This is a genomic window from Pseudomonas sp. B12(2026) (assembly GCF_057767015.1).
On the sequence record NZ_CM173430.1, the window covers coordinates 2,996,567 to 3,018,961 of the forward strand.

The 22,395-nt window shown below is 67.9% G+C and carries 18 protein-coding genes; 15 read left to right on the top strand and 3 right to left on the bottom strand.

Features of this window, described 5'->3' with window-relative positions; all coding sequences use genetic code 11:
- Positions 1–12: 12 nt before the first annotated feature.
- The gene (locus AC3B6A_RS13990) at positions 13–1,215 is read right to left on the bottom strand and encodes an NAD(P)/FAD-dependent oxidoreductase (RefSeq protein ID WP_488397812.1); all 1,203 of its coding nucleotides are present in this window, start codon (positions 1,213–1,215) and stop codon (positions 13–15) included.
- Positions 1,216–1,352: 137 nt separating this feature from the next.
- Here AC3B6A_RS13990 and pdxR point away from each other — a divergent pair, with 137 nt between their 5' ends.
- Together pdxR and AC3B6A_RS14000 are read left to right on the top strand one after the other, a co-directional pair.
- Complete coding sequence (gene pdxR / locus AC3B6A_RS13995; RefSeq protein ID WP_488397813.1) at positions 1,353–2,852, top strand: MocR-like pyridoxine biosynthesis transcription factor PdxR; 1,500 nt, start codon at positions 1,353–1,355, stop codon at positions 2,850–2,852.
- A gap of 358 nt (positions 2,853–3,210) precedes the next feature.
- A complete protein-coding gene (locus AC3B6A_RS14000; protein WP_488397814.1) occupies positions 3,211–3,696 on the top strand; it encodes a BRO-N domain-containing protein in 486 nt (161 codons plus the stop codon).
- Between the two features lie 76 nt (positions 3,697–3,772).
- Here AC3B6A_RS14000 and katG read toward each other — a convergent pair whose 3' ends face one another.
- On the bottom strand, positions 3,773–5,959 hold the full coding sequence (gene katG, locus AC3B6A_RS14005) for a catalase/peroxidase HPI (protein WP_488397815.1): 2,187 nt from the start codon (positions 5,957–5,959) through the stop codon (positions 3,773–3,775).
- 489 nt (positions 5,960–6,448) lie between these two features.
- Positions 6,449–6,637 (bottom strand): hypothetical protein, encoded by a 189-nt coding sequence (locus AC3B6A_RS14010; RefSeq protein ID WP_488397816.1) that lies wholly within the window; start codon positions 6,635–6,637, stop codon positions 6,449–6,451.
- A 65-nt stretch (positions 6,638–6,702) separates the two neighbouring features.
- Here AC3B6A_RS14010 and AC3B6A_RS14015 point away from each other — a divergent pair, with 65 nt between their 5' ends.
- The 13 genes from AC3B6A_RS14015 (at position 6,703) to AC3B6A_RS14075 (ending at position 22,296) form a co-directional block, all read left to right on the top strand.
- Entirely contained in the window at positions 6,703–9,414 is a 2,712-nt protein-coding gene (locus AC3B6A_RS14015; protein ID WP_488397817.1) for a cation-transporting P-type ATPase, read from the top strand.
- Positions 9,415–10,111: 697 nt separating this feature from the next.
- Entirely contained in the window at positions 10,112–10,777 is a 666-nt protein-coding gene (locus AC3B6A_RS14020; protein WP_488397818.1) for a GntR family transcriptional regulator, read from the top strand.
- 83 nt (positions 10,778–10,860) lie between these two features.
- Entirely contained in the window at positions 10,861–11,667 is an 807-nt protein-coding gene (locus AC3B6A_RS14025) for an ABC transporter substrate-binding protein (RefSeq protein WP_488397819.1), read from the top strand.
- A 33-nt stretch (positions 11,668–11,700) separates the two neighbouring features.
- A complete protein-coding gene (locus AC3B6A_RS14030) occupies positions 11,701–12,543 on the top strand; it encodes an ABC transporter substrate-binding protein (protein WP_488397820.1) in 843 nt (280 codons plus the stop codon).
- A complete protein-coding gene (locus AC3B6A_RS14035) occupies positions 12,540–13,307 on the top strand; it encodes an amino acid ABC transporter permease (protein WP_488397821.1) in 768 nt (255 codons plus the stop codon). Before AC3B6A_RS14030 ends, AC3B6A_RS14035 begins: the two co-directional genes overlap by 4 nt.
- Position 13,308: 1 nt before the next feature.
- On the top strand, positions 13,309–14,088 hold the full coding sequence (locus AC3B6A_RS14040; RefSeq protein WP_488397822.1) for an amino acid ABC transporter ATP-binding protein: 780 nt from the start codon (positions 13,309–13,311) through the stop codon (positions 14,086–14,088).
- A 16-nt stretch (positions 14,089–14,104) separates the two neighbouring features.
- Positions 14,105–15,193, top strand: a complete 1,089-nt coding sequence (locus AC3B6A_RS14045) for a polyamine ABC transporter substrate-binding protein (protein ID WP_488397823.1) — start codon at positions 14,105–14,107, stop codon at positions 15,191–15,193.
- 17 nt (positions 15,194–15,210) lie between these two features.
- Entirely contained in the window at positions 15,211–16,827 is a 1,617-nt protein-coding gene (locus AC3B6A_RS14050) for a gamma-glutamyltransferase family protein (protein ID WP_488397824.1), read from the top strand.
- A gap of 152 nt (positions 16,828–16,979) precedes the next feature.
- Positions 16,980–17,486 (top strand): sigma-70 family RNA polymerase sigma factor, encoded by a 507-nt coding sequence (locus AC3B6A_RS14055; protein WP_488397825.1) that lies wholly within the window; start codon positions 16,980–16,982, stop codon positions 17,484–17,486.
- Positions 17,483–18,421, top strand: a complete 939-nt coding sequence (locus tag AC3B6A_RS14060; RefSeq protein ID WP_488397826.1) for a FecR domain-containing protein — start codon at positions 17,483–17,485, stop codon at positions 18,419–18,421. Before AC3B6A_RS14055 ends, AC3B6A_RS14060 begins: the two co-directional genes overlap by 4 nt.
- Before the next feature lie 114 nt (positions 18,422–18,535).
- Entirely contained in the window at positions 18,536–20,938 is a 2,403-nt protein-coding gene (locus AC3B6A_RS14065; RefSeq protein WP_488397827.1) for a TonB-dependent siderophore receptor, read from the top strand.
- A gap of 18 nt (positions 20,939–20,956) precedes the next feature.
- The gene (locus AC3B6A_RS14070) at positions 20,957–22,108 is read left to right on the top strand and encodes a PepSY-associated TM helix domain-containing protein (protein ID WP_488397828.1); all 1,152 of its coding nucleotides are present in this window, start codon (positions 20,957–20,959) and stop codon (positions 22,106–22,108) included.
- Positions 22,105–22,296: a hypothetical protein gene (locus tag AC3B6A_RS14075; protein ID WP_488397829.1), complete on the top strand. Its 192-nt coding sequence runs from the start codon at positions 22,105–22,107 to the stop codon at positions 22,294–22,296. Before AC3B6A_RS14070 ends, AC3B6A_RS14075 begins: the two co-directional genes overlap by 4 nt.
- The last annotated feature ends 99 nt before the right edge of the window (positions 22,297–22,395 follow it).

The following is a 22,395-nucleotide window of genomic DNA, read 5'->3' on the forward strand; positions in this document are numbered from 1 at the left end:
GGCTGATGCGCCTTACGCCACCACCGGAATCAGCGGATCGGCAGCAGCCAGCGCCACGGCGCGGTCGGCCGCCGGCGGGTAGATCCACTGGGTGTTGATCTGGGTCTTGAGCTGCTTGCCCTCCTCCCCGGTCAGCTTCACCTGGCGGTCCCAGCCCTCGGTGTACACCGCGCCCCAGCCGCCCAGGTCCAGGCAGGTCACGTACTTGGGCTGGCTGTAGGGAATCGGCTCGACGCCCAGCAGATCGGCGGCGGCGTTGTTGCCGGCCGAGCGGCCCAGGGAAATGGCGTGCTGGCAGGTCATCAGCGCGTAGTTGCCCAGATCGTCGGTCGCCGCGTAGGCGGTATCGCCGGTGGCGTAGATCAGATCCTGGCCCAGCACCTTGAGGTTGCGGTCGACGTGCAGGCGGCCACGGGGATCGCGCGGCGCGTCGATCTGCGCGGTGAGCGGCGAGGCTTTCACCCCGGCGGCCCAGATCACGGTGCGGGTCTCGATGCGCTCGCCGTTGGCCAGGGTCACGCCGTTCTCGTCCACCGTGCTCACCGGCGCGCCGAGGCGCCAGGACACGCCGAGGGTTTCGCTGGCGTGGGCGATGATCTCGGCGATCGAATCGCCCATCGCGGCGCCGATGCGCTGGCCCGGATCGACGATGATCACGTTCACCGCAGCGCCCTCGCCGAGGATCGCGCGCAGCCGGCCGGGCATCTCGGTGGCGGTCTCGATGCCGGTGAAGCCGCCGCCCACCACGACCACGGTGTTGCGCGCCGTGCTGGCCGGCAGCTTGGCCAGCGCATGCAGGTGCTCTTCCAGCTTCAGTGCCGACTCCAGGCTGTCCACGTCGAAGGTGTGGCGGTCGATGCCGGCGGCCGCGGGCCGCGCCACTTCGCTGCCGGTCGCCAGCACCAGGCGGTCGTACGGCAGTTCGCGGGACTGGCCATCGACGCCGTTGTACCGCACACGGCGGGCCTGGCTGTCGATGCCGGTGGCGCTGCCCTGGATGAAGTTCACGCCGACCGCGTCGAACAGTTCGCCCAGCGGCGCGGTGGTGCCGGCGACGTTGTGTTCGTAGAAACGCGGACGGATGCGCAGTTCGGCCTGCGGCGCGAGCAGCGTGACTGCCACGTCCGCGCGCTGCTGGTCGAGCAGGCGCACCGCGCTGAGGGCGCTCCAGAGGCCGCCGAATCCGGCGCCGATGATCAGAATCTGTTGTTTCATGACATGCTCCAGAAAGAGGTCGAGGGGGAAACTCACCGGCCTGATGCCGGACTACGGAACGAATTGTGCGGGCGAAGGTGGCCAACGTATTGATCCAGTTTCCGGCAAAATGACTGATCCACTTCGAGAGCCCGGCCATGCCCGCCAACAACAACGCGCCCCTGATCGTCTCCCTGCCCCTCCGCGCCCCGGAGCCCGGCGTCACCCTGCAGCGCTGGCTGTACGAGGCGCTGCGCGAGGCCATCCTCGGCGGGCGCCTGCCCGGTGGCAGCAAACTGCCCAGCACCCGCGCGCTGGCGGAGCACTATTCGGTCGCGCGGGGCACGGTGCAGGCGGCCTACCAGCAACTGCTGTCCGAGGGTTACCTGCAATCGCGCACCGGCAGCGGCACCCATGTCAGCGAAGTGCTGCCGGACGCGACGCTGAACAGCGGCTACGTTCGCCGCCGGATCACGCCCAGCGTCGAAACGCCCATCGCACCGCCGGATACGCCGTGGATCGAGCGGCTCAGCGCGATCACCCCGATCTTCGCCCGGCGCAGCGTCACCCCGGGGCTGCGGCCGTTCTTCCCGCATCGCGGCGATGTCGGCGCCTTCCCGGTGGACCTGTGGCGCAAGTTGCACCTGCATCAGTTGCGCAGCTCGCGCCTGCCGGCGCTGCTGGACTCCGACCCCGGCGGCCTGCCGGCCCTGCGCGAAGCGGTCGCCGGCTACCTGGCCATCGCCCGTGGCGTGCAGGTTTCCGCCGACTGCATCCTCATCCTCGGCAGCGTGCAGCAAGGGCTGGACCTGTGCCTGCGGCTGCTGGTGCCGCCCGGCGAGAAGGTCTGGATGGAAGACCCCGGCTACCCCGGCGCCCGCCAGTTGATGGAAGTCTCCGGCATCGCGCGGGTGGACGTGCCGGTGGACCGCGACGGCCTGCGGGTGGACGAAGGCATCCGCCTCGCCGCCGACGCCCGGCTGGCCTACGTCACTCCCTCGCGGCAGGCGCCGCTGGGCGGCGAGATGTCCCCGGCACGCAGGCTCGACCTGCTGCACTGGGCGTCCCAGAGGCACGCCTATGTGTTCGAGGACGACTACGACAGCGAATACCGCTTCATCGCCAAGCCCATTCCGGCGCTGCGCGCGATGCCGGGCGCGAGCCAGTCGGTGATCCTCGCCGGCACCTTCAGCAAGCTGCTGTTCCCGGCGATCCGCCTGGCCTACCTGGTGCTGCCGCCGCAGCTGGTGGAGAGCTTCACCCGCGCCGCCGCCCTCACCTCCCGGCACGCCAACAGCCTGGGCCAGGCGGTGCTCGCCGACTTCATCCGCGAGGGGCATTTCGACCGCCACGTACGGCGCATGCGCAAGCTCTACGCCGCACGGGCGGAAGCCTTCGCCGAAGCCGCCGAGCGTCACTGGCGCGGGCTGGTCCGGGTGCCGGAAATCCGCGCCGGCCTGGACATCGCCGTCGAACTGGAACTGCACGACGAAGCCACCGCCCTCGGCAGGATCGCGGCGGCGGGCATCGACCTGCTGCCGCTGACGCCCTACTGCTCCAAGCCCCGCGCGCCCGGGTTGGTCATGGGTTTCGCGCCCTACGACGAAGCCTCGATCCACGCCGCCGCCGAAGCGCTGGGGCGCGCCTTGCGGGGCTGAAGCGCAGGAAATGGTGCAGGTGGCGTACATGCCCGCTGCAATTGCGGACGTTTCCCACACGCCCCTGCCTTGCCGTCTTTCACGACCGCCTCATAACCTGCCGGCCGTCACGGTCAATCCCGTGACCGGGTTTGGCGACCCCTTTGCCGGCGCGATAGCGCCCAAGATGCGTACGGAAACAGCGAAAGGTTTCTGTAGGCCCTCGCGCGAATGCAGAAAATTCTGCACGCTTATGGCGGATCGCGTGGGGAGGCCTTCGGGCCTGCCGGCTCCGGTACCGGTTCGCCAACCCCGCGCGGTCCGCCTCCCTTTGCTTGGCGGCAGAGATGGCGGCTCCTTTCCCTACCGGAGACCACTCATGGATGTCTGTACCGCTACAACCTTCCTGCGTCACGACCGCCCGCTGCGCGCCCTGCTGCTCGACAACCGCCCCTGGTTCGTCGCCAGCGACCTCGCCCGCCTGCTCGGCCTGAACCACCCCAACGTCCTCGCCCGCCGCATGGAGGCCCACGAAGTCCGGCAGGTCCGCCTGCTGGGCAACAGCGGCAGCGAAGAGTGCGCCGAAGTCATCAATGAATCCGCCCTCTACAAGGCCCTGATCCGCCACAGCCACCCGGAAAACCGCACCCTGCTGCGCTGGCTCAACGAAAGCGTCATCCCCCTCCTCCGCGACCAGTCCCCCAGCCATCCCGAAAGCCCGCGCCGCGTGTTCCTGAGCTGGAGCCCGCGACGGGTGATGGTGCTGGAGTGGCAGGACGAGCTCTGGGTGCCGCTGAGCCAGTTGCCGACCTTCATCGACATACCCGCGGGCAAGAAGGGCCGGCCCGGATTGTGGTGGCGCTAACCCACACAAGCTGACACTCGGAAAACAAAACGCCCCGCGAGCCGGACAGCTCGCGGGGCGTCGTTTTTGCCGAGGATCAGCGCAGATCGAAGCGATCCAGGTTCATCACCTTGGTCCAGGCGCTGACGAAGTCATCGACGAACTTCTGCTTCGAGTCGCTGCAGGCGTACACCTCCGCCAGCGAACGCAGCTGGGCGTTGGAGCCGAACACCAGATCGACGCGGGTGGCGCTCCACTTGACCTCGCCGCTCTTGCGGTCGCGGCCTTCGTAGAGGTCGTTGGCGGACGAGGTCGGTTTCCAGGCCGTGCCCATGTCCAGCAGGTTGACGAAGAAGTCGTTGCTCAGGGTGCCCGGCTTGCTGGTGAACACGCCGTGCGGCGACTGGTCGACATTGGCGCCCAGCACGCGCAGGCCGCCGACCAGCACGGTCATCTCCGGCGCGGTCAGGGTCAGCAGTTGGGCCTTGTCCACCAGCAGGTGTTCCGGCAGGACCGGGTAGCGGGCCTTGAGGAAGTTGCGGAAGCCATCGGCGCGCGGTTCGAGCATGCCGACCGATTCCACGTCGGTCTGGTCCTGGCTGGCGTCCATGCGGCCCGGCGCGAAGGGCACGGTCACGCTGTGGCCGCCATCCTTCGCCGCCTTCTCGACGGCAGCGCTGCCGGCCAGCACGATCAGGTCGGCCAGGGAGATCTTCTTGCCGCCGGAAGCGGCCTTGTTGAAGTCGCCCTGGATGCCTTCGAGCACCTTGAGCACCTTGGCCAGTTGTTGCGGCTGGTTGGCCGGCCAGTCCTTCTGCGGCGCCAGGCGGATGCGCGCGCCGTTGGCGCCGCCGCGCTTGTCGGAGCCGCGGAAGGTGGAGGCCGAGGCCCAGGCAGTGGCGACCAGCTCGGAGACGCCGAGCCCGGAGGCCAGCACCTTGGCCTTGAGCGCGGCGACGTCGTTGGCGTCCACCAGCGGGTGGTCGACGGCGGGGATCGGGTCCTGCCAGATCAGTTCTTCGGCGGGGACTTCCGGGCCCAGGTAGCGGGCGCGCGGGCCCATGTCGCGGTGGGTCAGCTTGAACCAGGCGCGGGCGAAGGCGTCGGCGAGCTGGTCGGGGTTCTCGTAGAAGCGCCGGGAGATCTTTTCGTAGATCGGGTCGGTGCGCAGCGAGATGTCGGTGGTGAGCATGGTCGGGGCGCGGCGCTTATTCGGGTCGAACGGGTCGGGAATGCTGCCCGCCCCGGCGCCGTGCTTGGGCTGCCACTGGTGGGCGCCGGCCGGGCTCTTGGTCAGTTCCCATTCGTAGCCGAACAGGTTCCACAGGAAGTTGTTGCTCCATTTGGTCGGGGTGGAGGTCCAGACCACTTCCAGGCCGCTGGTGATGGCATCGCCGGCCACGCCGCTCTGGTAGGTGCTGCGCCAGCCCAGGCCCTGCTCTTCCAGGGGCGCGGCTTCCGGAGCGGCGCCGACGTTGTCGGCCGGGCCCGCGCCGTGGGTCTTGCCGAAGGTGTGGCCGCCGACGATCAGCGCCACGGTTTCCTCGTCGTTCATCGCCATGCGCGCGAAGGTTTCGCGGATGTCGACGGCGGCGGCCAGCGGGTCGGGGTTGCCGTTGGGGCCCTCCGGGTTCACGTAGATCAGGCCCATCTGCACGGCGGCCAGCGGGTTTTCCAGGTCGCGGTCGCCGGTGTAGCGCTCGTCACCGAGCCAGGTCTTCTCGTCGCCCCAGTAGACGTCCATGTCCGGTTCCCAGACGTCCGGGCGGCCGCCGGCGAAACCGAAGGTCTTGAAGCCCATGGATTCCAGGGCGACGTTGCCGGCGAGGATGATCAGGTCGGCCCAGGACAGCTTGTTGCCGTACTTCTGCTTGACCGGCCAGAGCAGGCGGCGGGCCTTGTCCAGGCTGACGTTGTCCGGCCAGCTGTTGAGCGGGGCGAAGCGCTGTTGCCCGCGCCCCGCGCCACCCCGGCCGTCGCCGATGCGGTAGGTGCCGGCGGCGTGCCAGGCCATGCGGATGAAGAGTGGACCATAGTGGCCGAAGTCGGCCGGCCACCATTCCTGGGAGTCGGTCATCAGGGCCGTCAGGTCCTGCTTCACCGCGTTCAGGTCGAGGCTCTTGAAGGCCTCGGCGTAGTTGAAGGATTCCTCCATGGGGCTGGATTTGGAGGAATGCTGGTGGAGCAGGTCCAGCCTGAGCTGGTTCGGCCACCAGTCACGGTTCGTCGTGCCGCCGCCAGCGGTGTGGTTGAACGGGCAGCTGGCTTTCTTTTCGTCGCTCATTGCAGGCTCCTCGTCTGCGCCCGTCGCAGGCGCTGTGTAAACGCATAACCCATCAGAAGATAGATCAAATGGGGCGGCCTGCTATTGCAGTTATTGATCGGCTCATGCGGTAAAAAGCTATCGATCGGTGATGGCGCAAGGCCTTGTCGCAGGCGTGTCCGAAGGCGCGCCCTGCTCGCCGGCCTCGGGGTGGGCGAATTGCCGCTGCCGCTGGGCGAGGCGGACGGCGCGGGTGCGCTCGGTGATCGCGGGCGTTCAGCGGGGCGCCGCTGTAAAGCACGCCACGTAGGATGGCGTGGAGCGAAGCGATACCCATCAGCCATGCCTGCCGGGCCAACGATGGGTATCGCTTCGCTCCACCCATCCTACGAAGAGCATGCCTTCGGGCTTTCCGACAGCTGTGCCCCCGCGTCGAAGGGCGGCTCTTGTGGGAGCGGACTCCGTCCGCGATAGGGCGCCGCGCGGGGCGGTTCGCGAGCAAGCTCGCTCCTACAGGAGCGGTGCCCTGCCCGTCGGCATCTTGTCCGCGCGCTGGTAAGGGCTGTAGACCGCCGGCGCCCTCGGCGTCCGAGCCTTCACCACCTGTTTCGGATCGATGTCGAAGCGAATCGCCAAGCCGTTCAGCCAGGGTTCAGCCAGGAGCCGCCGAACCTTGAGATATGACAGGTTCGGCGCCATGCCCGGCGTCTACGCTTGCCCGCAGTTACCCCACTTTCCCCATGGCAGGAGCCGGGAGTAGAAGCATGACTTCACTGCAACCCACCGACGGCAAACCGCAAGCGACGCAGTGGTACCGCAAGACCGTCGAACAGACCATGGCCGATCTGCAGACCAGCGCGGACGGCCTCTCCCCCGACGAGGCCGGCGCGCGGCTGATGCGCGTCGGCCCCAACGCGCTGCCGGCCAAGCCGGTCGATCCGCTCTGGTTGCGCTTCGCCCGGCACTTCAACGACGTCCTCATCTATATCCTCCTCGCCGCCGCGGTGGCCACCGCGCTGATGGCGCACTGGACCGACACCATCGTCATCCTGCTGGTGGCGGTGATCAACGCCGGCATCGGCTTCTTCCAGGAGAACAAGGCGGAGAAATCCCTCGCCGCCCTGCGCGGCATGCTCAGCAGCACCGCTCACGCGGTGCGCAACGGCAGGAAGGTCGAGGTGGACGCCAGCGAACTGGTGCCCGGCGACATCGTGATCCTGCGCCCCGGCGACAAGATTCCTGCCGACCTGCGGCTGTTCGACGTGCACCACCTGCAGGTCGAGGAATCCATGCTCACCGGCGAGTCGCTCAGCGTGAGCAAGCACGCCGAGGCGCTGGACCGGGAAGCGCTGCTGGCCGACCGCACCAACCTCGGCTTCTCCGGCACCAACGTCAGCGCCGGCAACGCGCGCGGCGTGGTGATCGAGACCGGCCCCGCCAGCGAGCTGGGGCGCATCAACAAGCTGATCGCCAACGTCGACGAAACCCAGACGCCGCTGCTGCGGCAGATCGCCGAGCTGGGCAAGCGCATCTTCCAGCTGATCGTCGGCATGATGGTGGCGCTGTTCGTCATCGGCTACTTCTGGCACGACTACCCCTTCGGCGAGCTGCTGCTGTCGCTGATCAGCCTGGCCGTGGCCTCGGTGCCCGAGGGCCTGCCGGCCATCGTCTCGATCATCCTGTCGCTGGGCGTGCAGCGCATGGCGCAGAACAAGGCGATCATCCGCAAGCTGCCGACCGTGGAAACCCTGGGCGCCATGAGCGTGATCTGCTCGGACAAGACCGGCACCCTGACCATGAACGAGATGACCGTGAAGAGCGTGCTGCTCGCCGGGGGCATCTACAGCGTCGAGGGCCAGAGCTACGAGCCCAGGGGGCGGATCACCTTCGGCGGCACCAGCGACGAGCTGGACTGGTCGCAGCACGCGCCGCTGGAGGCCTTCATCCACGCGGTGGACATCTGCAACGACAGCACCCTGCAGCTCAACGACGAAGGCCGCTGGAGCGTGCTCGGCGGGCCCACCGAGGGCGCGCTGAAGGTGCTGGCGCGCAAGGCCGGGCTGGATGACGTGGAGGTGCGCAAGTTCGGCAAGATTCCCTTCGACTCCGCCTACAAGTACATGGCGCGGCGCTGCGACGTGGCCGGCCAGCGGCTGATCTACCTCAAGGGCGCGCCGGATGTGCTGCTGCGCATGTGTGAGCAGCAACTCGGCGCCGACGGCGCGCAGCCGCTGGACCGCGACTACTGGGAACGCGAGATGAGCCACATCGCCGGGCAGGGCCTGCGCATGCTGGCGGCGGCCTACAAGCCGGTGGCCGGGGATGACGGCGCGATCGACCACGAGGACCTGCGGCAGGGCATGATCTTCCTCGGCGTCGCCGGCCTGATGGACCCGCCGCGCCCGGAGGCCATCGAGGCCATCGCGATGTGCAAGCGCGCCGGCATCCAGGTGAAGATGATCACCGGCGACCACCCGGACACCGCGGTGGCCATCGCCGGCATGCTCGGCATGGGCAACGACCTGCAGGCCATGACCGGGCAGCAGCTGGAGGAGGCCGACGACGAGCAGCTGAGATCGCTGGCCCTGCAGTATTCGGTGTTCGCCCGCACCAGCCCGGAGCACAAGCTGCGCCTGGTCCGCGCGCTGCAGTCCAGGCAGCAGGTGGTGGGCATGACCGGCGACGGGGTGAACGACGCGCCGGCGCTGAAACAGGCCGACGTCGGCATCGCCATGGGCATCAAGGGCACCGAGGTGACCAAGGAAGCCGCCGACATGGTGCTCACCGACGACAACTTCTCCACCATCGCCAACGCCGTGCGCGAGGGCCGGCGGGTCTACGACAACCTGAAGAAGACGGTGTTGTTCATCCTGCCGACCAACATGGCCCAGGGCCTGTTGATCGTCATGGCGATCCTCGCCGGCGCGGTGATCCCGCTGGCGCCGCTGCAGATCCTCTGGATGAACATGGCGACCTCCACCACCCTGTCCTTCGCGCTGGCCTACGAACCGGGCGAGCCGGGCATGATGCGGCGCCCGCCACGCCAGGCGCGGGAGTCGATCCTCAATGGCTTCGCCGTCTGGCGGGTGCTCTACGTGGGCGCCCTGCTGAGCGCCGCGGCCTTCCTGCTGGAAGCCTGGATGGTGAGCAACGGCCAGGACACCGACCACATCCGCACCATGATCCTGCACACCCTGGTCACCGCGCAGTGGGCCTACCTGTTCAACTGCCGCCTGCACGACCAGTTCGCGCTGAACGCCGGGCTGCTGCGCAACGGCGCGCTGCTGACGGTGACCCTCGCGCTGATCCTGCTGCAGTGCCTGGTGATCTACGTGCCCTTCATGCAGACCGCCTTCCACACCGTCGCCCTGCCCTTCAGCGGCTGGCTGATCTCGCTGGGCATCGGTATCGCGGTGTTCTTCGCGGTGGAGCTGGAGAAGCTGGTGATCCGGAGCTGGAAGGCCTCGCGCGGTTAGGGCCGGGCGTGGAAACAACAACCGGGGCCTTGGCCCCGGTTGTTGTTTGCGTGGTCCGGGGCGGGCACCGGCGTGCTCTTCGTAGGAGCGAGCTTGCTCGCGAACCCGGTCCCGCTGGCGGATCGCGGGCAAGGGCTAGTGTGTAGGGTGGATGTCGCTTTTTACATCCACCATGGCGCCTGAGCTGGGCACCGATGGTGGACATGAAGAGCGATGTCCACCCTACAGGGCTGAAACCTTGGCTGCTCCGTGCTGGGAGCGGCTTTTTGTAGGATGGCGTGGAGCGAAGCGATACCCATCAGGTGGATAACGCTGCGCGTTATTCACCCTACGAAGAGCAAGAGCATCGCGGAGAAGCTCCGCTCCTACAAAAGCGGTACATACCATCGTAGGAGCGGACTCCGTCCGCGATCCGCCGGCAAGGCCGGCGCCACAGGCGGGTTCGCGAGCAAGCTCGCTCCTACAGCGTTACCCCGCCCCATCACCTCCCACGGCGTTACCGAAACGCACCGCCACGGGGCACGGAACGCCCGCTTCGTTACCGTTCGATCCGCTACCCCACACACTCCCGCCCTACCCGCTTACAACCCGCCCCGCTCTAGCCCGCCCATCTCCCGAAACTTCACCGGAATTGGCACGACACCTGCTTTATTGCATACATGGATAATTGGATCCAAAAATCCAGAGGAACGATCCCATGCGCCTTGTACCCGCCCCCCGCCGTCCGATGAGTGCCGAAGACGAGGCCTACGACTACCTCCTCCAGGCCATCTGCACCGGCCACTACAAGACCGGCGACCGCCTGGTGGCCGAGGACGTCGCCAACGAGATCGGCATGAGCCGCATGCCCGTGCGCGGCGCCTTCAAGCGCCTGGATGCCGAGGGCCTGGTGACCCTGCGGCCCAATCGCGGGGCCATCGTCAGCGGGCTGAACATCGACGAGATGCGCGAAATCTTCGAGATGCGCGGTGTCCTCGAGGGCCTGGCCGTGCGCCTCGCCGTGCCGAACCTGACCGACCGCGACATCACCCGCCTGGAACGCATGCTCGACGAGATGGACGACTGCCGCGACGACAGCGCCGAGTGGATCAGCCGCCACCGCAATTTCCACGAATACCTCTGCAGCTTCGCCCGGCGCCCGCGCCTGCAACGGCAGATCACCGCGCTGTATTCGGTGATCGAGCCGCACATGCGCCTGTGGCTGCAGCACATCGACAAGCCCATGAGCGCCCGCGAGGAACACGCCGTGGTCCTCGACGCCCTGCGCTCGGGCGACGCCCAGCAGGTCGAGTGGGTGATCCGCGACCACATCGAGGGAACCATCCCCTCGCTGGCCAAGTTTCTCGAGGCGCAAGCCACCTGAAAGAAGCGCAAGTCCTTTGAAGCAACGGGCGCCTAGACCCGTACTTCTGTGTCCCTGAACTGCCCCTCACCCCGGAGCTCAACATGTTCGAACGCAGGATCCCGCAGTGCCTTCTCGCCCTTTGCCTGGCCGCCCCGCTGGCGCACGCCGACGTGAAGATTCCCGACCGCTTGCAGAACACCAGCAAGGTGACCTTCTGCGGTGGCATGGACTCTCCGCCCATGGGCTTCTACGACACCAACCAGAAACTCACCGGCGTTACCGTCGACCTCGGCGAGGCCATCGCCAAGCGTCTGGGCGACAAGAAGATCGACTGGCGCATCACGCCCTTCTCCGGGTTGATCCCGGCGCTGCTGGCGAAGCAGTGCGACATGCTGGTGGACCAGCTGTTCGACAAGCCCGAGCGGCGCGAAGTGATCGACATGGTCAACTACATGTACTCCAGCCAGGCGGTGGTGGTCGGCAAGGGCAACCCCGAGGGCATCCACACCCTGGACGACCTCTCCGGCAAGAAGGTGGCGGTGCTCAACGGCTCCACCATCCGCACCCTGCTCGACGCCCACAACGAGAAGCTCAAGCAGGCCGGCAAGGCCCCGATGAACGTCGTGGTCTACAACACCGACACCGATGCCTTCCAGTCCCTGCGCATCCGCCAGACCGACGCCTACGGCACCACCGTGGAGACCGCCGGCTACTACCAGAGCATGGCTCCGGACCTGTTCGAGATCGGCGTGCCGGCCTTCGCCCGCATCCTCACCGGCCTTGGCATCCGCAAGGACGACAAGCAGCTCAGCGAAGCGGTGACGCAGGTCATCAAGGACATGCAGGCCGACGGCAGCTACGCCGCGCTGCTCGCCAAGTGGCACATCGAAGGCGACAAGCTCGACTGAGCCGCCCCGCCCACAGCCATCCGGAGAAACCCAATGTTCCCAGGAAAGACCCTGCTCCTGGCGCTGGCCCTGGCCAGCGCCGCACCCCCGGTGCTGGCCGCCGTGACGGTGCCGGAGCGTCTGAAGGACACCGACAAGCTGGTCTACTGCAGCGGCCTGGACGGCGCGCCGCTGGCCTTCTTCAACGCGCAGCAGCAACCCGACGGCCTGATCGTCGACCTCGGCAATGAAATCGCCAAGCGCCTGGGCAAGCGCGTCGAATGGCGCGTCACGCCCTTCGCCGGGCTGATCCCGGCGATCCTCGCCAAGCAGTGCGATCTCGGCCTGTCGCAGCTGTTCGACAAGCCCGCGCGGCGCGAAGTGATCGACATGGTCAACTACATGAATTCGAGCCAGACCGTGGTGGTGCACAAGGGCAATCCCAAGGGCATCCACAGCCTCGACGACCTCACCGGCAAGAAGGTCGCGGTGCTCAACGGCTCGACCATCAAGAGCCTGCTCGAAGCGCAGAACGACCAGTTGGCCAAGGCCGGCAAGGCGCCGATGTCGATCATGCCGTTCAACACCGACACCGACGCCTTCCAGGCCCTGCGCATCGGCCAGGTCGACGCCTACGGCACCACCGTGGAGTTCTCCGCCTATTACCAGGCGCTGGCTCCGGACCTGTTCGAGGACGCCGTGCCGGCCTTCGCCAAGATCCTCACCGGCATCGGCGTGCGCAAGGACGACCGCGAGCTGGGCCTGGCGGTCCAGCAGATCCTCCGGGACATGCGCACCGACGGCAGCTACGACGCGCTGTTCCGCAAGTGGAAGATCGAGGGCGACGCCCTGCGGCCCGGCGAAGGCAATCCCCTGACGATGGAGGGCGGAGCATGAACTTCAGCTGGGACGTGTTCTGGCAATACCTGCTGCGGCCGAGCGACATCTACCTCTACGGCCTGTGGCTGACCTGCGTGATCGCCGTCGCCGCCATGCTCCTGGGCTGCGTGCTCGGGCTGCTGGCGGCGCTGATGCGGCTGTCGTCCAACCCGCTGCTGCAATACCCGGTGCGCTTCTACGTGTGGCTGATGCGCGGCACGCCGCTGCTGGTGCAGATCGTCTTCCTCTATACGGCGCTGGCCGCCGGCGGGGTGTTCCGCTTCGAGGACCTGAACCTCGGGCTGTTCATCCTGCCGGGCAACATCCAGGCGGCGATCATCGCCCTGGGCCTCAACGAAGGCGCCTACATGGCCGAGATCATCCGCGCCGGCATCGGCGCGGTGGACAAGGGCCAGTACGAGGCCGGCAAATCCCTCGGCATGACCTTCCCCAAACTGATGCGGCGCATCGTGCTGCCCCAGGCCTTCCGGGTGATCGTTCCGCCGCTGGGCAACGAGTTCAACGTGATGCTGAAGAACACCACCCTGGTCAGCGTGATCGGCGTGCAGGAACTGCTGCTGAGCACCCAGATGGTCACCTCGGCGACCTTCCGCGTGTTCGAGCTGTACCTGGTGGTGGCGATCTACTTCCTCGCCCTGACCACCCTGTGGGGCTTCTTCCAGCGCTGGCTGGAGAAGCGTTTCGGCAAGTCCGATGGCCACGTCGCCGCACCGAACCGCATGTTCGGCCGGCAGGCGATGAAACTGCTGAGGGGGCGTTGAGATGATCCCGGACGTGAAAGACGTAGTGATCCAGGCCCGCGACGTGCACAAGTCCTTCGGCGAGCTGGAAATCCTCAAGGGCGTGTCCCTGGAGGTGCGCCGTGGCGAGGTGGTGGTGCTGATCGGCGCCTCCGGCTCGGGCAAGACCACCTTCATCCGCTGCATGAACCACCTGGAAGACATCCAGAGCGGCAGCATCCGCGTCAACGGCGAGCTGATGGGCTACCGCGAGCAGGCCGGCGGCAAGCTGGTGCGCGACTCGGAAAGCAACATCGCCCGGCGCCGCCGCGACATCGGCATGGTGTTCCAGCGCTTCAACCTGTTCCCGCACATGACCGTGCTGGAGAACATCATCGAGGCGCCGACCCAGGTGCTCGGCGTGCCGCGCGGCGAAGCGCTGGAACAGGCGCGCCGCCTGCTCGCCCGGGTACGCCTGTCGGACAAGGCCGAGCACTACCCGGCCCAGCTCTCCGGCGGCCAGCAGCAGCGCGTGGCCATCGCCCGCGCCCTGGCGATGAAACCCCAGGCGATGCTGTTCGACGAACCCACCAGCGCGCTGGACCCGGAAACCGTGGGCGAAGTGCTGCAGGTGATGAAGGAGCTGGCCGAGGAAGGCATGACCATGGTGGTCGTCACCCACGAGATGGGCTTCGCCCGCGAAGTGGCCGACCGCGTGGTGGTGCTGCACCAGGGCGAGCTCATCGAAGAAGGCCCGCCCGCCCAGGTCTTCGGCAATCCCCACCACCCGCGCACGCGGGAATTCCTCAGCCGCGTTCTATAAAAACAAGGAAAAGGACATGCGCAACAGTGTTCTGCTGGCCAGCCTCACCCTCCTCGCCTACGCCACCGCCCAGGCCGACGACAAGCTGGTGCGGTTCTACAACTGGTCGGACTACATGGGGCCGGACACCCTGAAGAACTTCGCCCAGGACAGCGGCGTCAAGGTCCAGTACGACGTCTTCGACACCAACGAGATGCTCGAGGCCAAGCTGCTCTCCGGGCACTCCGGCTATGACCTGGTGGTGCCGTCCAGCCAGTTCCTCACCAAGCAGATCAAGGCCGGCGTCTACCAGAAGCTGGACCGCGCCGAGCTGCCCAACTGGAAGCACCTCGACCCGCGCCTCATGCAGCGCCTGGAAGCCGCCGACCCGGGCAACGAATACGCCGTGCCCTACATGTGGGGCACCGTGGGCATCGGCTACAACTACGACAAGGTCAAGGCCGCCCTGGGCGACAACGCCCCGCTGGACTCCTGGGACCTGATCTTCAAACCGGAGAACCTGGCCAAGCTGCACGGCTGCGGCGTGGCTTTCCTCGACGCACCGGTGAAGATCATCCCGCAGGCGCTGCACTACCTCGGCCTGGACCCCAACAGCCACAACCCCGACGACTACAAGAAGGCCTCGGCGCTGCTGCAGAAGCTCGCGCCGTCGATCACCTACTTCCACTCCTCGCGCTACCCGACCGACCTCGCCAACGGCGACATCTGCGTGGCCGTGGGCTACTCGGGCGACGTGATGCAGGCGCAGAGCCGCGCCAAGGACGCCGGCAAGCAGATCGACATCCGCTACGTGATCCCCAAGGAAGGCGCCAACCTGTGGTTCGACATGCTCGCCATCCCGCGTGACGCGCAGAACCCGAAAGGCGCGCACGCCCTGGTGAACTACCTGCTGCGCCCGGAAGTGATCGCCCCGGTGAGCGACTACGTCGGCTACGCCAACCCCAACACCGACGCCACCGCCCTGCTCGACGCCAAGGTGCGCGACAACCCCGGCATCTACCCCAGCGACGCGGTGATCGACAAGCTGTACGTCTCCGCCGACCTGCCGCCGAACATCCAGCGCGTGATCACCCGCGAATGGACCCGTATCAAGACCGGCCAATGACCTCGAAGAGCCCCGCCATGCTTAAGTTTTCCGTCCACGAATATCCCTATGCCTCCCAGCGCCAGAGCGTGTTCGCCCGCAACGGCATGGTCGCCGCCTCGCAGCCGCTGGCTGCCGAGGCCGGCATCGCCATGCTGCGCGCCGGCGGCAACGCCATCGACGCCGCCATCGCCACCGCCGCCGCGCTGACCGTGGTCGAGCCCACCGGCTGCGCCATCGGCGGCGACGCCTTCGCCCTGGTCTGGGTCAAGGACAAGCTGCACGGCCTGGATGCCAGCGGCCACGCGCCGGCATCCCTGTCGATCGACAAGGTCAAGGCCGCCGGCCATGACAAGATGCCGGTGCACGGCTGGCTGCCGGTCACCGTGCCGGGCATTCCCTCGGCCTGGGCCGAGCTGTCCGCGCGCTTCGGCAAGCTGCCCTTCGCCGACCTCCTGCAACCGGCCATCACCCTGGCCCGCGACGGCTTCCCGGTATCCCCGGTGGTCGCCCATCAGTGGAAAGTCTCGCAGCAGGAGTACCAGGCCAGCCGCGAAAAGGAACCGGTGCTGGAAAGCTGGTTCGACACCTTCACCATTGACGGCCAGGCGCCGCGCGCCGGCCAGCTGTTCCGCAACCCGGCCCAGGCGCGGACCCTCGCCGAGCTGGCCGAGACCCGGTGCGAGAGCTTCTACCGCGGCGGCCTCGCCGAACGCCTGGCGGCCCACGCCGCTGCCACCGGCGGGCACCTGAGCGCGGCGGACCTGGCCGGCTACCGGCCGCGCTGGGTCGAGCCGATCAAGGTCAACTACCGCGGCTACGACGTCTGGGAAATCCCACCCGCCGGCCAGGGCCTGATCGCCCTGATGACCCTGAACATCCTCCAGGGCTTCGACTTCGACCACCGCGACAGCCAGCTCACCTGGCACCGCCAGCTCGAAGCGATGAAGAAGGCCTACGCCGACGGCCTGCACTACATCACCGACCCCGAGCACATGCGCACCAGCACCGCCGCGCTGCTCGCCGAGGACTACGCCGCCAGCCGCCGCGCGGAAATCGGCGAGCGCGCCGAGGCGCCGCGCCATGGCGACCCGCACGCCAGCGGCACGGTGTACATCGCCGCCGCCGACGGCGAAGGCAACATGATCTCCTTCATCCAGAGCGCCTACCACGGCTTCGGCTCCGGCGTGGTGCTGCCCGACAGCGGCATCGCCCTGCAGAACCGCGGCTCGGAGTTCAGCCTCGACGCCAGCCACGCCAACGCCCTGGCACCGGGCAAGAAGACCTTCCACACCATCATCCCCGGCTTCCTCAGCAAGGATGGCGTGGCCGTCGGCCCGTTCGGCGTGATGGGCGGCTACATGCAGCCCCAGGGCCACGTGCAGATGGTGATGAACCTGGTCGACTTCGGCCTCAACCCGCAGGCAGCGCTGGATGCCCCGCGCTGGCAGTGGCTGGGCGGCATGAAGGTCGGCATCGAGCAGCACGCCAACCGCGACCTGGCCTTCGCCCTGGCGCGGCGCGGACACGAGGTGGAAGTGGTCTGCGACCTGACCGACTACGGGCGCGGCCAGATCATCATCCGCGACCCGGAGACCGGCGTGCTCTGCGGCGGCACCGAGCCGCGCGCCGACTCGCACATCGCGGTCTGCTGAGGCGTTTCCTGGCAGCATCGGTGGCCCGCCAGGCCTGGCGGGCCACCGGTGATCGGGCGATCTTCCCGGCATTTATCCGCGTCGCGGGGCTTGTGAGCGCCACTCGGCAGACACTATCATGCGAATCATTCTCAAATGATAAAAGTTCTGCCATGCCCTCGGTCGATGCTCCCCTCCACGCCGCCGTCAGTGAGCTTTACCAGCACCATCACGGCTGGCTGCAGGGCTGGCTGCGCCGCCGCCTGGGCTGCCATGAACAGGCCGCAGACCTTGCCCAGGACACTTTCACCCGCCTGCTCGGCTCGCGCCGTGTGCTGGAGGCCCGCGAACCGCGCGCCTACCTCACCACGGTGGCCAAGGGGCTGATGATCAACTGGTTCCAGCGCCAGTCGCTGGAGCGCGCCTACCTCGAAGCCCTCGCCGGCCTGCCCGAAGAACTCGCGCCCTCGCCCGAACACCGCTACCTGGTGCTTGAAACCCCGCACGAGATCGATACCCTCCTCGCGCGCCTGCCCGGCCCGGTGCGCCAGGCCTTCCTGCTGGCGCAGATCGAGGGGCTGAAGTACGAAGCCATCGCCGAGCGCCTGGGCGTGTCCCTCGGCTCGGTCAAGCGCTACATGCAACAGGCCTTCCGCCACTGCCTGGAACTGATGGAATGAGTTCCGCCGAGCCCATCGCCCCGCGCATCCTCGACGAAGCGGCGGACTGGCTGGTGCGCCTGCACCAGGACGCCAGCGAGGAAACCCGCCGTGCCTGCGCCGCCTGGCAGCGCCAGAGCCCGCAGCACGCCCGCGCCTGGGACCGCGCCGAACGCCTGATGGACCACCTCGGCAACCTGCCGCCGGCGCTGGCCATGCCGATCCTGGGCCGCGAACGCCAGCTCGACCGCCGCCGCGCCCTCAAGCAACTGGCCGTGCTGCTGGCGGCGGCGCCCGTGGGCCTCGCCGCCTGGCGCAGCCAACCCTGGCAGGACTGGCTGGCCGACCAGCACACCGCCGTGGGTGAGCAACGCGAGCTGCCGCTGCCCGATGGCAGCCTGCTGACGCTGAACACTGACACCGCCGTGGACATCGCCTTCACCTCGGCCCGGCGCCTGGTGCGGTTGCTGCGCGGCGAAATCTTCCTCGACACCCGCGCGGACGGCCGGCCCTTCCTGGTCACCACCCGCGAAGGCCGCATGCAGACCGCCGAGGCACGTTTCAACGTGCGCCAGGTCGAGGGGGCAACCCGCGTTTCCGTCCTGCGCGGGCGCGTGCAGGTCTTTGCGCTGCAAGGCGCCGGCCAGTGGCTGGGTGCCGGAGAGTCGGTGCAGCTTTCCGCGCAATCCATCAGCGCAGTACCGCCCGCGCTGAACCCGGAGGCCTGGACCCACGGCATGCTGATGGCCGACCGCATGCCCTTGCAGACCCTGCTCGGCGAGCTGGGCCGCTATCGCCGCGGCCTGCTGCGCTGCGCCCCGGCGCTGACGCAACTGGCAGTTTCCGGCGCCTTCCCGCTGCTGGACAGCACCCGCGCGCTGTCGATGCTGCAGGCCACCTATCCGCTGCGCATCCACAAAGTCACCGACTACTGGATCACCCTGGCACCGGCGTAGGGAGCACACCGAAAAGCAATTTCGGAAAAGAGTGAGACCTTTTCTCACTTCGGCTGGCAGAGAGGGGACATCTCCCGACACGAAGCCTGCAGAGGCCTGAAGGAACCCCCGTCCATGTCCAGCCATCGCTCCAGCCCACCGCTTTCCCTGGCCATCCGCAGCGCCCTGCTCTCCCTGGCCGTCGCCGTCGCTGCGCCGACGCTCGCCGCGCCCGCCGCCGCCGAAGTGCGCAGCTACAGCATCGCCCCCGGCCCGCTCGGCCGCGCCCTCGCCTCCTTCGCCGCCGATACCGGCGTGCACCTGTCCTTCGACCCGGCGCTCACCGACGGCCTGCAGAGCCCCGGCCTGAGCGGCGACTACTCGACCCGCAGCGCCCTGGAGCGCCTGCTGCACGGCAGCGGACTGGAGCTGGAACAACGCGGCGACGGCACCTTCACCCTGGTCCGCTCGCCCACCCCCGATGCGCTGCAGATGCAGCCCTCGCTGATCACCGGCCAGGCCGCCGGCCCCGGGGAACTGCCCGCCGAATACGCCGGCGGCCAGGTGGCCCGTGGCGGACGCCTCGGCCTGCTGGGCAACACCGACCTGATGGACGCGCCCTTCAGCATCACCAGCTACACCGAGAAGACCATCCAGGACCAGCAGGCGCGCAGCGTCGCCGACGTGCTCAACAACGAACCCTCGGCGCAGATCGGCAGCGCCCGCACCAACCTCAACGAAGACTTCTCCCTGCGCGGTTTCCCGGTGGTGAGCGCCGACGTCGCGCTCAACGGCATGTACGGCCTGGCGCCATTCTTCCGCGTGCCGGTGGAAATGGCCGAGCGCGTCGAAGTGGTCAAGGGCCCGAGCACCATGCTCAACGGCATGCCGCCCAGCGGCAACGTCGGCGGCGCGGTGAACCTGGTGACCAAGCGCGCCGGCGACGAGCCGCTGAACCGCGTGACCATGAGCTACCTGTCCGACTCGGTGTTCGGCACCCATGTCGACCTCGGCCGCCGCTTCGGCGAAGGCAAGGAGTTCGGTGTGCGCTTCAACGGCGTGTATCGCAACGGCGACACCACCGTGGACAAGCAGGCGCTCGAAGACAGCCTCGGCTCCCTCGGCCTGGACTACACCGGCGAGCGCCTGCGCCTGTCCGCCGACTACATCCGCCAGCGCGAGGACATCACCCACGTCGTCCGCCAGTTCTCCGTCGGCCCCGGCGTGACCAGCATCCCCCACGCCCCGGACAACGACCTGAACTACCCCGGCTTCGGCGATTCGGAAATGACCGACCGCACCCTGGTGGTGCGCGGCGAATACGACCTCAGCGACTGGCTGACCGGTTACGCCGGCTACGGCGATCGCCGCAGCGAAATGGACGCCCTGGCCGGCAACCCGGTGCTCATGGGCAACGACGGCGACTTCGTGTCGACACCGGCCTGGCAGGTCTACGACGTCGGCTCGCACTCCGCCGAAGCCGGCCTGCGCAGCACCTTCGACACCGGCCCGGTGGAGCACAAGCTGAACGTCGGCGCCACCCGCGTGGTGCAGAACTCGGACATCTTCTTCCTCTACACCGCCTTCCCGTCGCGCGCCTCGAACCTCTACAACCCGGTCTACGAAGGCACGCCGAGCACCGACGGCTATCCGAAGAACGTGCAGAAGTACACCACCGCCACGCTCACCAGCTACGCGCTGGCCGACACCCTGTCGATCCTCGAAGGCCGCGTCGAGCTGACCCTCGGCGCGCGCAAGCAGCGGGTCGAGTCGCAGAACTACGAGATGAACGTCGGCACCCCGGCCGGCGCCGGCTACGACGAGGAAGAAACCACGCCCATGGCCGGCCTGGTGGTCAAGCCGTGGGAGAACATCTCGCTCTACGCCAACTACATCGAGGGCCTGAGCCCGGGCGAAACCGCGCCCATCGGCACCGCCAACGCCGGCGAGATGCTTTCGCCCTACGTCTCCAAGCAGAAGGAAATCGGCATCAAGGGCGAGTGGGACGGCTTCGGCGCCACCCTGGCCGCCTTCGAGATCAAGCGCCCGAGCAGCGTCAACGACAACGGCCGCTTCACCCGTGGCGGCGAGCAGCGCAACCGGGGCCTGGAACTGAGCGTGTTCGGCGAAGTGGCCAAAGGCGCGCGCCTGCTCGGCGGCGCCTCCTACACCCAGGCCAAGCTGACCAGGACCCAGGACGGCCAGTACGACGGCAACAACGGCATCGGCGTGCCGCGCAAGCAGCTCAACCTCGGCGGCGAGTACGACATCGCCCAGGTGCCGGGCCTGACCGTCACCGCGCGCACCCTCTACACCGGCGAACAGTACGTGAACCAGGCCAACAGCCTGAGCATCCCTGACTGGTGGCGCCTGGACCTGGGCGCGCGCTACCGCTTCGAGACCCTCGGCAAGCCGGTGGTGCTGCGCGCCAACCTGGATAACCTGTTCGACAAGGATTACTGGGGCACCTCCACCGCCGGGTACCTGTACCTGGGCGAGGGCCGCACCCTGCAGTTGTCCGCGAGCGTGGACTTCTGACGAAGAAAGAACCTGACGATGACCGCCAAAGCCCTCCGCACCTGGTACCTGGTGCACAAGTGGACCAGCCTGATCTCCACGATATTCCTGCTGATGCTCTGCCTCACGGGCCTGCCGCTGATCTTCCACGAAGAGATCGAGCACTACTTCGAACCGCACCCCGAGCTCAAGCCGCTCACCGCGCAGTCGCCGACGATCGATTACGACGACGTGGTGGCCCGCGCCCTGGCCGCGCGGCCCGGCGAGGTGGTGCGCTTCGTGTTCTGGGAAAAGGACGATCCGCTGGGCGCGGTGCTCACCGCTCCGACCCTGGTGCCGCCGCCGGAGAATGGCCACATCCAGCCCTTCGACGCGCGCACCGGGGAATTCTTCGACGCGCTGCCGCCGCCGGGCGGCTTCATGCACCTCATGCTCAAGCTGCACACCGACCTGTTCATGGGCCTGCCGGGCTACCTGTTCCTCGGCTTCATGGGCCTGTTGCTGGTGGCGTCGCTGGCCTCCGGCGTGGTGGTCTACACGCCGTTCATGCGCAAGCTGGACTTCGCCACCGTGCGTTCCCGGCGCAGCGCGCGGCTGAAGTGGCTGGACCTGCACAACGTGCTGGGCATCGTCACCCTGGCCTGGGTGCTGGTGGTCGGTGTCACCGGGGTGATCAACACCCTGGCGCTGCCGATCCTCATGCTCTGGCAGGGCGGCCAGCTGGCGGAAATGACCGCGCCCTACCGGGACGCCCCGCCGCTGGAGCAGCTCGGCTCCGTGCACAAGGCCATCGAAACCGCGCGCAAGGCCGCGCCGGACATGGAAGTCAGCTTCGTCGGCTTCCCCGGCACGCAGTTCAGCAGCAAGCACCACTACGCCGTGTTCATGCGCGGCAACACGCCGCTCACCGGACGCCTGCTCAAGCCGGCCCTGGTGGACGCGCAGACCGGCGAGCTGACCGACATGCGCGAAATGCCGCTGTACGTGAAGACGCTGCTGCTGTCCCAGCCACTGCACTTCGGCGACTACGGTGGCATGCCGCTGAAGATCATCTGGGCGCTGCTGGACATCGTCAGCATCGTCATCCTCGCCAGCGGCCTGTACCTGTGGCTCGGCCGGCGCCGCACGCCCCTCGAGAAACGCCTGGCGGAGCTGGACTCCGGCGGCCTGAGCACGGAGCTCAAGGCATGAGACGCGGGCTCTGGATGATCTTCCGCTGGCCCCTCGCGCTGGCCGTGCTGAGCGCCTTCGGGCTGCTCTCGGCGCTGCTGGGCGATGGGGTTTTCGACGTGCTGTCGTGGCTTTCCCTAGGGGTTCCGCTGCTGCTGATCGTCCTTGTCGGGATGAGAATACCCCGCCGCCCTGGGGAGCCACGCTGAAATGACCGCCCCGCCGCCCCCGGACCTGCCTCCGCTGATGTTCGAGACCTTCCTCCGCACGGTGGCGGCGATGTCCTTCGTCGTGCGGCCGCGCAAGCG